Below are 12,833 nucleotides of genomic sequence, written 5' to 3' on the forward strand. Positions count from 1 at the left end.
GGTGTGATCGCCTGAGCGTGAGCACCGACGGGACGACCCCACGGCCGGCCACGGGCTCGGACGGGGAACAGTCTACGTCCACGACAGACCGGGCGACGCACCACCCGGAAGGCGGAGAGCATGACGTTTCGACAGGGTGGGAGGCTCGACACCAGCGGAGTCTCCGGCGGGGGCCGGGGAGGTCGCCGGGGGATCGCGGTCGGCGGAGGGATCGGCGGCCTCGCCGTCATCCTCATCGCGCTGGTCCTCGGTGTCGACCCGGGCCAGCTCGGCCTGGACACCGGTCCCACCGGTGCCCAGGGACAGGGTTCCGACTCCGCGCAGCAGTTCCAGTCCCACATCAACCAGTGCGACCTGCCGCAGGCCAACACCGACACGATCTGCCGCATCGTCGCCACCACGGAGAGCCTGGAGGACGTCTGGACCACCCAGCTGCCCGACCAGGTGGGGATGCGCTGGGTCCAGCCCCGGACCACCGTCTTCAGCGGCGCCGTCGACACCGGCTGCGGTGCCGCCTCCTCCGACATCGGCCCCTTCTACTGCCCCGCCGGACAGACCGTCTACATCGACCCCTCGTTCTTCGACAGCGTCCTCGTGGGACAACTCGGCGGGCCGCCCTCCGGCGCGGCCCAGATGTACGTCGTCGCGCACGAGTTCGGCCATCACCTGCAGACCGTGCTCGGCGACATCCGACGCTCGCAGCAGGACCCGCAGGGCCCGTCCTCCGGGGCGGTACGCGTCGAGCTACAAGCCGACTGCTACGCGGGGCTCTGGGCCCACTACGCGACCTCCACACCGGCGCCCGACGGCGGCCCGCCGCTACTGGAGAGTCTGACCCCGCAGGACGTGGACGCGATCGTCCGGACCGCGGAGGCCATCGGCGACGACCACATCCAGCGCACCGGAGGCGGGCGCGTCGACCCCCGCTCGTGGACCCACGGCTCATCCGAGATGCGCAGGCAGTGGTTCCTCACCGGCTACGAGCAGGGCTCCGTGCAGGCCTGCGACACCTTCCGCACACAGCTCTGACGCGCGGGAGGAGTCAGCGCTCGACGGCCCGGGTGACGTGCCCCAGGATCGCCTCGAGCGGAACCGGCTCCTGCTCGCCGGTGGACATCGTCTTGACCACCGCGGTGCCGGTCTCGAGCTCGTTCTCGCCGATGACGACCGTGACCGCCGCGCCCGAACGGTCCGCCGCCTTGAACGCGCCCTTCATACCCCGGTCGCCGTACGCCATGTCCGCCCGCAACCCGTTTCGGCGGAACTCCGCCAGGACCGGCACCATCGCCGCCTTGGCCGCCGCCCCCAGCGCGACGCCGTACACGTCGACCCGCCCCTGCGCCGCCGGATCGAACCCCTCGGCCTGCAGCGCCAGCACCGTGCGGTCGATCCCGATCCCGAAGCCGATGCCCGACAGGGCCTGGCCGCCGAGCTGCTCCATCAGCCCGTCGTAGCGGCCGCCGCCGCCGATCCCGGACTGCGCGCCGAGGCCGTCGTGCACGAACTCGAACGTCGTCTTGGTGTAGTAGTCCAGGCCGCGGACCATGCGGGGATTGACCGTGTACGCCACGCCCAGCGCGTCCAGGTGCGCCCGCACGGTCGCGAAGTGCTCGGCGCTGGCGTCCGAGAGGTGGTCGATCATCAGCGGCGCGTCCTCGAGCTGCGCACGCACCTCGGGGCGCTTGTCGTCGAGCACGCGCAGCGGGTTGATCCGCGCGCGCTCCCGCGTCGCCTCGTCGAGGTCCAGCCCGGCGAGGAACGCCTGGAGCCGCTCGCGGTACTGCGGCCGGCACGTCTCGTCGCCGAGCGAGGTGAGCTCGAGGCGGAAACCGGTCAGTCCGAGCGACCGGAACGCCTCGTCGGCCACGGCGATCACCTCGGCATCGAGGGCGGGGTCGTCGACCCCGATGGCCTCGATCCCGACCTGCTGGAGCTGCCGGTAGCGACCGGCCTGCGGCCGCTCGTACCGGAAGAACGGCCCGGCATAGCAGAGCTTGACCGGCAGCTGTCCGCGGTCCAGCCCGTGCTCGATCACCGCCCGCATCACCCCGGCCGTGCCCTCGGGGCGCAGCGTGACGCTGCGGCCACCCCGGTCCTCGAACGAGTACATCTCCTTGGAGACCACGTCCGTGGACTCGCCCACACCACGGGCGAACAGCGCCGTGTCCTCGAAGATGGGCAGCTCGATGTGGCCGTAGCCGGCGCGCCGGGCGGCGGTGGTGATCGCGTCGCGGACGGCGACGAACCCGGCGGACGCCGGGGGGACGTAGTCGGGCACGCCCTTGGGGGCCTTGAGGGCGGTCTTCTTCTCGGTGCCGGTCACAGGGAAAGTCCTCGGGTCAGATAGGGGCGGGGGCGCTGGTCGGTCTAGAGGTCGCGCAGGAACGGGTTGGACCGGCGCTCGCGACCGATCGTGGTGGACGGGCCGTGGCCGGGCAGGACCACCGCGTCGTCGTCCAGGACGAGGAACTTCTTGGCGATCGACTGCATGAGCACCTCGGTGTCCCCCGCCGGCAGGTCGGTGCGACCGACCCCGTCCTGGAACAGTACGTCGCCACCGAGAACCACCATCCGCGGTCCCTCCTCGGTCTGCACGGTGATCCGGAAGGACACCGAACCGGGGCTGTGCCCGGGGGCGTGATCCACGTCGAAGGTCATCGACCCGAACCGCAGGGTGTCGCCGTCGAAGACCTCGACGACCTCGGCGGGCTCGGTGAACGTCATGTCCTTGAGCATGGCCGACAGGTCGAGCGACAGACCCTTGCCCGGATCCGACAGCATCGGGCGGTCATCCGGGTGGATGTAGGCGGGGATGCGGTAGTGGTCCGCGACCTGCCGGGCGTTCCAGATGTGGTCGAGGTGCCCGTGCGTGAGCAGCACCGCACGGGGGCGCAGGCCCGCCTCCGAGATCTGGCGCCGCACCTGCTCCTCGGCGTCCTGGCCCGGGTCCACGATCACGCAGTCCCCCGCGTCGTCGGACACGATGTAGCAGTTGGTCTGGAACATCCCGGCGGGGAAACCGACGATCTGCACGTCCTGTACTCCCTTTCTTCGACAATCCACGGCGCCTGGCGCGCGGCGTCGGGTCAACGCGGTCCGACACCGGAGTGGTGTGCGGTCGACGCTGCCCGACCTGGTAGACAAGGACCCTGGACCGGACCGTCCCCGAGGCCTCCCGTAAGGAGACCCGGCGTATCGTCCGGCCGACCGTTCCAGCCTAGTCCAGGTCCCCAGGAGGGTCAGTGTCCACCAACCAGGAACGCCGAGCCGAGGCGCGCCAGCGCCTGCGCGAGCAGATGGAGGCCCAGGCTCGCCGCGAGAAGCAGCTCAAGATCGCCGGCGCCGCCGTCGTCGTGGTGGTCCTGCTGGGGATCGTCGGTGTCGTGGTCTGGAACAAGGCTGAACAGGCGCGCGCCGAGGAGTACGCGGCCAACTGGGTCACCTGCGAGTACCCGGCGGAGACGCCCATGGAGAAGGTCGATCCCGCGCAGTTCGAGGACCAGGGCCCCGAGGTGGTCGCGGAGGCCGAGCGCTTCAACGAGCAGATCGACGAGATCGAGGAGACCAAGCGCGAGGTGGAGCCGCCGAGCGGCGACCAGCCCCGCCGGGGTACCGCCGAGATCAGCATCGCGACCAACGCCGGTGACATCCCGCTCGAGTTGGACCGGGCCGAGGCCCCCTGCAACGTCGAGAGCTTCGTGCATCTGGCCGAGCAGGCCTACTTCGACGACACCGAGTGCCACCGCCTGACCATCGGTGAGGAGGGCGCCGAACTCTCCGTGCTGCAGTGCGGCGATCCGACCGGTACCGGCCTCTCGGGCCCCGGCTACTCCATCGTCGACGAGCCGCCCACCGATCTCCCCGTGGCCGAGGACGGTTCCGGGATGTCGGTCTACCCGCGCGGCACGGTCGCCATGGCCAAGTCCCAGGCGCCGAACAGTGCGGGCAGCCAGTTCTTCCTCGTCTACGAGGACTCCATGCTCCCGCCCGAGTACTCGGTCATGGGCACCATCGGTGAGTCGGGGCTGGAGGTCCTGGACGAGATCGCCGAGGGCGGCATCAAGAGCGACGACCCGATGAGCGAGGACTACCAGGCGCCCAGGCGCGCGGTCCAGATCGAGAAGGTCACGGTCGGCGCCCAGGAGGGTCTGCCCGAGGAGTGAACCGGCCCGGGCCCGCCCGGATCGCCTGCTGTACAGAACCACCCCGGCCGCCCGGCCGGGGTGGTTCTGGTTCGTGCGGCTCCGGCGCTCGCCGGGCCTAGGAGTTGGACGTCATCCGGTAGGCGTCGAAGACGCCCTCGACCCGACGAACCGCGTTGAGGACATGGCCTAGATGCTTGGGGTCGGCCATCTCGAACGTGAACCTGGAGATGGCGACCCGGTCGTCACCTGCGGTCTGCACCGACGCGGAGAGGATGTTGACCTTCTCGTCGGCCAGCACCTTGGTGACGTCGGACAGGAGCCGGTGCCGGTCCAGTGCCTCGACCTGGATGGCCACGAGGAACAGGGCGCCCGGCTGTGGCGTCCACTCGACCTTGACCAACCGCTCGGGCTCTCGGTGGAGGTCGGAGGCGTTGGTGCAGTCCGTCCGGTGGACGCTCACCGTGCCACCGCGGGTGATGAAGCCCAGGACCTCGTCGCCGGGCACCGGGGTGCAGCAGCGGGCGAGCTTGGCGTGGACGTCCTCCACACCGCCGACGAGGACGCCGGCACCCGCGGGCGTGGGTCGGTGCGGGGTGATGGTCTTGTCCCGCGAGCGATCCGCGAGCTCCTCGGTGACCTCGTCGACGCCGCCGTGGGCCGCGACGAGACGCCCGACCACCGTCTTGGCGGAGACGTGGTTCTCGCCGATCGCCGTGTACAGGGCGGTGACGTCGGTGAAGCCGAGTTCGCGGGCGACGCCGGCGATCGACTCGTTGGAGAAGACCCGGTGGACGGGGACGCCACCGCGACGGACCTCGCGGGTGATGAGGTCCTTCCCGCGCTCGAGAGCCTCCTCGCGGCGCTCCTTGGCGAACCACTGCCGGATCGAGCTCTTGGCGCGGCCGGAGACCACGAACTTCTGCCAGTCCAGGCTCGGTCCCGCGTTGGGGTCCTTGGAGGTGAAGACCTCCACCACCTCGCCGTTCTCGAGCGGGCGCTCGAGCGCGACGAGCTTGCCGTTGACCCGTGCGCCGATGCAGCGGTGGCCGACCTCGGTGTGGACGGCGTAGGCGAAGTCCACGGGGGTCGCGCCGACCGGCAGGTTGATCACGTCGCCCTTGGGGGTGAAGACGAAGATCTCCTTACTGGTCATCTCGAACCGGAGGGAGTCGAGGAACTCCCCCGGGTCGGCGGCCTCGCGCTGCCAGCTCAGGAGCTGGCGCATCCACGCCATCTCGTCGACCTCGGCGGGGTCGCCGTTGTGCTTGCCGCGGGTCTCCTTGTAGCGCCAGTGCGCTGCGATGCCGTACTCGGCGTTGCGGTGCATCTCATGCGTGCGGATCTGGATCTCCAGCGGTTTCCCGTCGGGCCCGATCACGGTCGTGTGCAGGGAGCGGTAGACGCCGAAGCGGGGCTGGGCGATGTAGTCCTTGAACCGGCCCGGCATGGGTTTCCAGGTCGAGTGGACCACGCCGATCGCCGCGTAGCAGTCACGCACGTCATCGCACAGGACGCGGATGCCCACGAGGTCATGGATCTCGTCGAACTCGCGACCTCGGACGATCATCTTCTGGTAGATCGACCAGTAGTGCTTGGGCCGGCCCTCGACGCGGGCCTGGATGTTGGCCTTCTCGAGGTCGGCCTTGACCCGGTTGATGACGGTGCCCAGGTAGACGTCGCGGCTGGGTGCGCGGTCGGCCACCAGCCGGACGATCTCCTGGTACTTCTTGGGCTCGAGGATCGCGAACGCGAGGTCCTCGAGTTCCCACTTCACGGTGGCCATGCCGAGCCGGTGCGCGAGGGGGGCGATCACCTCGAGCGTCTCACGGGCCTTCTTGACCTGCTTCTCCGGCGGGAGGAAGCGCATGGTCCGCATGTTGTGCAGGCGGTCGGCCACCTTGATGACCAGGACGCGGGGATCGTGCGCCATGGCGATGATCATCTTGCGGATGGTCTCCGCCTCGGCGGCCTCGCCGAAGTCGACCTTGTCCAGCTTGGTGACGCCGTCCACCAGGTGGGCGACCTCTCCCCCGTAGTCGGCCTCGAGCTGTTCGAGCGAGTAGTCGGTGTCCTCGACCGTGTCGTGCAGGAGGGCGGCGACGAGCGTCGTGGTGTCCATGCCCATCTCCGCGCAGATGGTGGCCACTGCCAGCGGGTGGGTGATGTAGGGATCGCCGGACTTTCGGTACACGCCTTCGTGCTGGCGCTCTGCGAGGGTGTAGGCGCGCGCAAGGAGCCCCACGTCCGCCTTGGCGTGGTGGATGCGGTGGACACGCACCAGCGGTTCGAGGACCGCTGGGGTGGAGGTGACGGTGAGACCGGAGGTGAGCCGACGCGCCCATCGCGCCCGGACCCGGCGTCCGGCGGACGGCCGGGAGCCGGGGATCACCGGCAGCGGCTGGGTGGTGGGCTGCGGCGTGGCCTTCTTACCCGTGTGGCCGCCCCCGTCGGGGTTGCCGGTGGGGTTCTGGCGCTGCGTCATCTCCGGCTCCTCCTGCAGTGTCGGGCCGTCAGGAGCGGCCGGGGGTCACGCGACCGTGAGGCAGGTCAGCGGTGTGCCGGCCAGTCTATCCCGGCCCCCGAGGCCGGGGATCTCGAGGACGACGGACAGCCCGGCGACGACGGCGCCGCAGTCCTCCAGCAGGCCGACGGCCGCGGTGAGGGTGCCACCGGTGGCGAGGACGTCGTCGACGACGAGGACCCGCTTACCGCGCAGGTCGAGCCCGTCGGCGGGCAGTTCCAGCGTGGCGGCGCCGTACTCGAGCTCGTAGGAGCGCGAGTGCACGGGCGGTGGGAGCTTGCCCGCCTTCCGGACGGCCAGGATGCCGGTGTGGAGGCGTACGGCGACGGCTCCGGCGAGCAGGAAGCCACGCGCGTCGAGACCGGCGACGTAGTCGACGGTGCCGATCTCGTGACCGGCGATGAGCCCGCGGACGACGGCGTCGAAGCCGTCGGGGTCGGCGAGCACGGGCGTCAGGTCGCAGAACTGGACGCCCGCGGACGGGAAGTCCTCGACCCGGCGCATCAGGCGTTCGACGGCGGAGCTGATGGTCGGTGAGACGTGGGTGACGGATGAGTCGGTCATGCGATGGCCTCGGCCTTCTCGCGTCGGGCCAGGACCTTGGCGGTCTGGCGTCGGATGTCGGGGTCGCGGTTCTTCAACGACACCAGCAGCGGCGTCGCGAGGAACACGGAGGAGAAGGTGCCGGTGATGATGCCCACCATCTGGACTATGGCGAGGTCCAACAGCGTGCCCACACCGAGGATCCAGACGGCTATCACGACCAGCGCCAGCAGCGGCAGCACGCCGATGATGGTGGTGTGGATGGACCGCATGAGCGTCTGGTTGACGCCGAGGTTGGCCTCCTCGGCGAACGTGCGCGACGCGGTGTGTCTGAGGCCCCGGGTGTTCTCCTCGACCTTGTCGAAGACGATCACCGTGTCGTAGAGCGAGAAACCGAGGATCGTCAGCAGGCCGATGACCGTGGCGGGGGTGACCTCGAAGCCGATGATCGAGTAGATCCCGGCGGTGGTCACCACGTCGAACAGCAGCGCGACGATCGCAGCCGTGGCCATCTGCCACTCGAAGCGGAAGGCGATGTAGCCGAACACGATGACGAGGAACACGCCGAGGGCGATCAGCGCGTTCTGCGTGACCTGCCCGCCCCAGCTCTCGCTGCGGGCGGAGTCGCCGATCGCCTCGACGGAGGCGGCCCCGTCGGCCGTGACGGGCTGGAACTCCTCGAACATCGCGTTCTTGGCGGCGCGGATCTCGTCACTGGTGAGGAACCGGGTCTCGACCTCGACGATCCGCGCGTCACCGGCGCCGACGACCTGGACCGTCTGGGGCTCCTCACCGATGGACTCCTCGACGACCGCGGCCACGCGGTCCTGGTCGTGATTGCCCGCCGGCATCGAGAGCTTGGTACCGCCGGTGAAGTCGATGCCGAAGCTGAAGCCGCGGAAGATGATGCTGGCCAGGCAGATGGCGACGATCACCGCGGTCAGCACGTAGAGCTTGCGTCGGTTCGCGACGATGCCGAACGCGCCGGTACCGGTGTAGAGCCGGGTGAACAGGCTGCCGGTCGGCGCCCCGGCCGGCGCGCCGCTCTCGGTGGCGGTGCTGGTGGGCGTGCTCATCGGCCCTCCTCCTCGTCGGTGGCGGGTCGGTCGATCCGGGGCTCGGCGAGCGTGTCGCCGCCCGGGCCGCGGATGGTCGCCGTGACCCCGCGATCGCGCGTGTCCTCGGCCTCCTTCTCCGCCCGGCGGTCGAGCCGGCGCTGCTCGGCGGCAGCGGCCTGGAGGTTCTCCATCCGGCCCATGCCGTTGGCCGACGGCTTGGCGAACAGGGGCCGTGTGGAGGCCAGGTAGACGAGCGGCCAGGTCACGGTGAAGGCGACGAACACGTCCATGACGGTCGTGAGGCCGAGCGTGAAGGCGAAGCCGCGTACCTCGCCGCTGGCGAGCAGGTAGAGCACGACGGCGCCGATGAGGCTGACCATGTTGCCGGTGACGATGGTGCGGCCGGCGCTCTTCCAGGCCCGGGGTACGGCGGATCTGAACCGGTGCCCGTCGCGCAGCTCGTCCTTGATGCGCTCGAAGAACACGACGTACGAGTCGGCCGTCATACCGATGCCGATCACCAGGCCGGCGATCCCGGCCAGGTCGAGGCTGTAGTCGACGGTGTAGCCGAGGAAGACCAGGACGATATAGGTCAGCAGGAAGGACAGCAGCAGCGAGACGAACGCGAGGACGCCGAGCAGGCGGTAGAAGAACGCGGAGTAGGCCAGCACCAGCAGGAAACCGATCGCACCGGCGAGCAGCCCCGCCTCGAGGGACGCGAGGCCGAGGGAGGCCGGGACGTTGTCGACGTTGGGATCCTCGAACGAGATGGGCAGCGCACCGTAACGCAGGTTCGCCGAGAGTGCGGCCGCCTCCTCGATCGTGAAGTCTCCGGTGATGGAGGTCGCGGACCCGACCGGCGTGACGCCCTGCACGACGGGGGCGCTGATCACCTCGCCGTCGAGGAGGATCGCGATCTGGCGTTGGAGGTTCTCCTGCGTCAGGCGCGACCAGGTGGCGCTGCCCTGCTCGCCGGGGCCGGCGTTGAACCGGAACGAGACCTCGTTCTTGCCGGCCTGCTGGTTGAAGCCGTGGCTCACGGAGTCCTTGACGATCTGCTGACCGTCGAGTCGTTGCCCGTCCTCGGGCTCACCGACGAGGAGCGGGACGGGCCCGAGGACGTACTTGGCGCCCTCCCCGCAGGCGATGAGGGCCTGGGCCGGGTCGTCGAAGCCGGCGAGCACGTCGCGCTCCGGGCACCGGAACGTGGGCAGCTTCTCGATGAGTTCGGCGGGCTCGCCCTGGCGTTCCGCGCGCGCCTCCTCGACGGCGGCGGCCACGGCATCGCGGTCGCCCTTATCGGCGGGGACCGGCTCGCGGTCACCCTCGGCGACGGGCTGCACCTCGAGCACCGGTCTGATGGTCAGCTGGGAGGTCGTGCCGAGGTCGCGTGCCTGGCTGGAGTCCTCACCGGGCACGGTGAGGACGATGTTGCTGCCCTCGATGACGACGGTGGTCCCGGCGACGCCGAGACCGTCGACGCGGTCGCGGATGATGTCCTGCGCGAGCCGTAGGTCGGCCTCGTCGGGATCGCCCTTGGGGATCAGCGTGACACGGGTGCCGCCCTGGAGGTCGATCCCCAGCTTCGGGGTAAGCCCCCGGTCCGCCACGGCGAACGCGGCGAGGAAGAGGATGAACAGCACCAGGAAGAAGCTGGACAGCAGCGCCCAGGGTCTGGGGCGGGCGTCGGCGCCTCGAGAACGTACTGGCGACACAGGTGATCTCTCTCGGTCTTCGTCTGAGGCCTCCGGCTGGTCGGCCCCACTACACTACTCGCCGGTAGTCGACTACCGGGAACCCGAGGCGTCGGTCCCCGGTCCGGTTTCCGGCGCGGCGGAGGTGTCGAACTTCTCGCGGATGACGCGCCTGTCCCAGCGGGTGCGGACCCCGGGCGCGATCTCCAGCTCGAGGGTGTCCGCGTCCACTGCGAGGATCGTGGCGTGCAGGCCGGAGGTGGTGAGCACGTGGTCCCCCACCGTGAGGGACTCCTGCATCTCCCGCAGTTCCTTCATCGCCTTGCGCTGCTTCGAGCTCTGCATGAACATCAGCACGAGCAGCACGATGATCATCAACGGCAGCAGCAGTTCCAGTCCCATGGGGGTCCTCCTGGTGTGGACCCGCGGGTTCCGGGTCCGGTGGGTCGGGTCCGGGCTACGGACGGTCCCGTCCGAGGATGCCAGCCCGGGGGTCAGCCGCGCGCGCCGGGGCCCCGGTCGACCTCGACCGGCAGCATCGGCTCGGCGGGCGTCTTGTCGGGGCGGGTGAGCCCCAGGTGTTCCCACGCCGCGGCGGTCGCAATCCGTCCCCGGGGGGTCCGGGCGAGCAGTCCCGCGCGGACGAGGAAGGGCTCGCAGACCTCCTCCAGGGTGGTCGACTCCTCCCCCACCGCCACGGCGAGCGTGCTCAGGCCCACCGGTCCGCCCTCGTGTTGGACGAGCAGCGCGCGCAGCACGGCGCGGTCCAGGCGGTCGAGTCCCAACTCGTCGACCTCGTACACCTCGAGGGCCGCGCGCGCGACGGGCACGGTGATGCGGCCGTCCGCCCGTACCTCGGCGAAGTCGCGGACCCGCCGCAGCAGGCGGTTGGCGATCCGGGGCGTTCCGCGGGAGCGACCGGCGATCTCCAGCGCGGCGTCGGGGTCGACGGGGATGGCGAGGATCTCGGCCGCGCGGGTCACGATCCGGGCCAGGTCGGCGTCGGTGTAGAAGTCCATGTGCGCGGTGAACCCGAAGCGGTCACGCAGTGGACCGGTGAGCGCGCCGGAGCGCGTGGTGGCGCCGACCAGGGTGAACGGAGCGATCTCCAGCGGGATCGACGTGGCCCCGGGGCCCTTGCCCACCATGATGTCGATCCGGAAGTCCTCCATGGCGAGGTACAGCATCTCCTCGGCCGGCCGGGCGATGCGGTGGATCTCGTCGATGAACAGCACGTCGCCCTCGATGAGGTTGGAGAGCATCGCGGCGAGGTCCCCGGGCCGCTCGAGCGCGGGCCCGGAGGTGATGCGCAGTGAGCCGCCGAGCTCGGCCGCCACGATCATGGCCAGACTCGTCTTGCCCAGACCAGGCGGGCCGGAGAACAGCAGATGGTCGGGTACGACGCCCCGGCGGGTGGCGGCGGTGAGGACCAGATCGAGCTGCTCGCGGACGGTCTCCTGGCCGATGAACTCCCCGAGGCTGCGCGGTCGCAGCGCGCCCTCGACGTCGGTGTCGAACGGTGTGAGCGAGGCGGAGAGCTCCGCCTCGTGCCCGTCCCCGGCCTCCGCGCCGCCGCTCGTGGTGTCGAACTGTCCCGTCATCAGCGCTTACCGAGTGACTTGAGGGCCAGGCGCAGCGCCTGCGCGGGATCGAGGTCGGGCTGTGAGTCCAGTACGGCGGTGGCGGTCTTCTCGGCCTCCGCCGCGGAGAAGCCCAGGCCCTCCAGGGCGTCGGCCACCTCGGTGGCGGCCGGTGCGCGCCCGCTCCCGCCCACGGCGGTCGTCGCGTCACCGTCCGGCACCGGCCCGACCTTGTCCTTGAGTTCGAGGACCATCCGCTCGGCCGTGCGCTTGCCGACGCCCGGCACCCGGGTCAACGCCTTGACGTCCCCGGTGCCGAGAGCGCGGATGAGGGCCTCGGGTTCGAGTGTGGCGACGATCGCCAGCGCGAGCCGCGGTCCGACGCCGGAGACGGTCTGCACGGTGAGGAACAGTTGTCGCGCGTCGACGGAGTCGAAGCCGTAGAGGGTGAGCGAGTCCTCGCGGACCACCAGTTCGGTGTGGAGCATGCCCTCCGTGCCGCGCCGCAGTCCCGCGAGCGCGGCCGGGGTCGCGTGTACGAGGACACCGACGCCTCCGGTCTCCACGACGCAGCGGTCCAGGCCGATCTCGGCCACCGTTCCCCGGATCGAGGCGATCACCAGCGCACTCCTTTCGTCCGCGCCATACCGCGGGCGGCCGCCCGGGCGCGTTCCTGGTCGGCGGCCGGGTCGCGCCGCCCGGTCCCGTCCGATGCGGCCGCTTCCCTGGCGGCCGCGACCTTCGCCTCGAAGCCGGCCCGCGAGCGGGCGACGTGGGCGTCGAGCGAGTCGACCCGACCCTGCATGGGCGCGCGCCAACTGTGGCAGACGGCCAGGGCGAGCGCGTCCGCGGCGTCGGCCGGGCTCGGCGGCTTCTGCAGGCCCAGGATGCGGGTGATCATCAGGGTCATCTGCTTCTTGTCCGCGCGCCCGCTACCGGTGATCGCGGCCTTGACCTCCGACGGGGTGTGGAACGCCACGGGGATCTCGCGATACGCCGCGGCCAGCGCGACGACACCCGCGGCCTGAGCGGTGCCCATGGCGGTCGAGACCTGGTTCTGCGCGAACACGCGCTCGATGGCCACCACGTCGGGGCGGTGGATCTCCATCCACTCGTCGGCCACGGAGTGCACGGCCCGCAGCCGGCGCTCGAGCGGCTCGTCGGAGGTCGTGCGCACCACGTCCACGTCGAGCGCCGTGACCGCGCGGCCCGGCGCGGTCTCGATGAGGGCGAGCCCGCACCGGGTCAGCCCCGGGTCCACACCCATGACGCGCATCTGCGACCTCTCCTCG

The 12,833-nt window shown here is 70.6% G+C and carries 12 protein-coding genes; 2 read left to right on the forward strand and 10 right to left on the reverse strand.

What is annotated here, in order from left to right; genetic code table 11:
- Window positions 1–120 precede the first annotated feature (120 nt).
- Entirely contained in the window at window positions 121–1,029 is a 909-nt protein-coding gene (gene ypfJ, locus A6035_RS08430; RefSeq protein WP_108847416.1) for a KPN_02809 family neutral zinc metallopeptidase, read from the forward strand.
- Window positions 1,030–1,042: 13 nt separating this feature from the next.
- Here ypfJ and hisS read toward each other — a convergent pair whose 3' ends face one another.
- Entirely contained in the window at window positions 1,043–2,323 is a 1,281-nt protein-coding gene (gene hisS / locus A6035_RS08435; protein ID WP_108847417.1) for a histidine--tRNA ligase, read from the reverse strand.
- A 44-nt stretch (window positions 2,324–2,367) separates the two neighbouring features.
- Window positions 2,368–3,033 carry an MBL fold metallo-hydrolase gene (locus A6035_RS08440; RefSeq protein WP_108847418.1) on the reverse strand — a complete coding sequence of 222 codons (666 nt, stop codon included), beginning with the start codon at window positions 3,031–3,033 and terminating at the stop codon, window positions 2,368–2,370.
- A 209-nt stretch (window positions 3,034–3,242) separates the two neighbouring features.
- On the opposite strand from A6035_RS08440, the gene A6035_RS08445 reads away from it, so the two are divergent.
- Window positions 3,243–4,163 carry a peptidylprolyl isomerase gene (locus A6035_RS08445; RefSeq protein WP_108847419.1) on the forward strand — a complete coding sequence of 307 codons (921 nt, stop codon included), beginning with the start codon at window positions 3,243–3,245 and terminating at the stop codon, window positions 4,161–4,163.
- A gap of 97 nt (window positions 4,164–4,260) precedes the next feature.
- On the opposite strand, the gene A6035_RS08450 is transcribed toward A6035_RS08445, so the two are convergent.
- The 8 genes from A6035_RS08450 to A6035_RS08485 all read right to left on the reverse strand — a co-directional run bounded on the left by A6035_RS08450 (window position 4,261) and on the right by A6035_RS08485 (window position 12,817).
- On the reverse strand, window positions 4,261–6,627 hold the full coding sequence (locus A6035_RS08450) for a RelA/SpoT family protein (RefSeq protein WP_108847420.1): 2,367 nt from the start codon (window positions 6,625–6,627) through the stop codon (window positions 4,261–4,263).
- A 45-nt stretch (window positions 6,628–6,672) separates the two neighbouring features.
- Window positions 6,673–7,230: an adenine phosphoribosyltransferase gene (locus A6035_RS08455; RefSeq protein ID WP_108847421.1), complete on the reverse strand. Its 558-nt coding sequence runs from the start codon at window positions 7,228–7,230 to the stop codon at window positions 6,673–6,675.
- Entirely contained in the window at window positions 7,227–8,285 is a 1,059-nt protein-coding gene (gene secF / locus A6035_RS08460) for a protein translocase subunit SecF (protein ID WP_108847422.1), read from the reverse strand. Before secF ends, A6035_RS08455 begins: the two co-directional genes overlap by 4 nt.
- Entirely contained in the window at window positions 8,282–9,910 is a 1,629-nt protein-coding gene (gene secD, locus A6035_RS08465) for a protein translocase subunit SecD (protein WP_108847423.1), read from the reverse strand. The genes secF and secD overlap by 4 nt, the downstream gene beginning before the upstream one ends.
- A 144-nt stretch (window positions 9,911–10,054) precedes the next feature.
- Complete coding sequence (yajC, locus tag A6035_RS08470; protein ID WP_108847424.1) at window positions 10,055–10,363, reverse strand: preprotein translocase subunit YajC; 309 nt, start codon at window positions 10,361–10,363, stop codon at window positions 10,055–10,057.
- A gap of 92 nt (window positions 10,364–10,455) precedes the next feature.
- Window positions 10,456–11,562, reverse strand: coding sequence for a Holliday junction branch migration DNA helicase RuvB (ruvB, locus tag A6035_RS08475; protein WP_108847425.1), 1,107 nt, complete (start codon window positions 11,560–11,562; stop codon window positions 10,456–10,458).
- The gene (ruvA, locus tag A6035_RS08480; protein WP_108847426.1) at window positions 11,562–12,161 is read right to left on the reverse strand and encodes a Holliday junction branch migration protein RuvA; all 600 of its coding nucleotides are present in this window, start codon (window positions 12,159–12,161) and stop codon (window positions 11,562–11,564) included. Before ruvA ends, ruvB begins: the two co-directional genes overlap by 1 nt.
- On the reverse strand, window positions 12,158–12,817 hold the full coding sequence (locus A6035_RS08485; protein WP_108847427.1) for a crossover junction endodeoxyribonuclease RuvC: 660 nt from the start codon (window positions 12,815–12,817) through the stop codon (window positions 12,158–12,160). Before A6035_RS08485 ends, ruvA begins: the two co-directional genes overlap by 4 nt.
- Window positions 12,818–12,833 lie beyond the last annotated feature (16 nt).

It is taken from the genome of Dietzia lutea, from assembly GCF_003096075.1.
Lineage (GTDB): Bacteria > Actinomycetota > Actinomycetes > Mycobacteriales > Mycobacteriaceae > Dietzia > Dietzia lutea.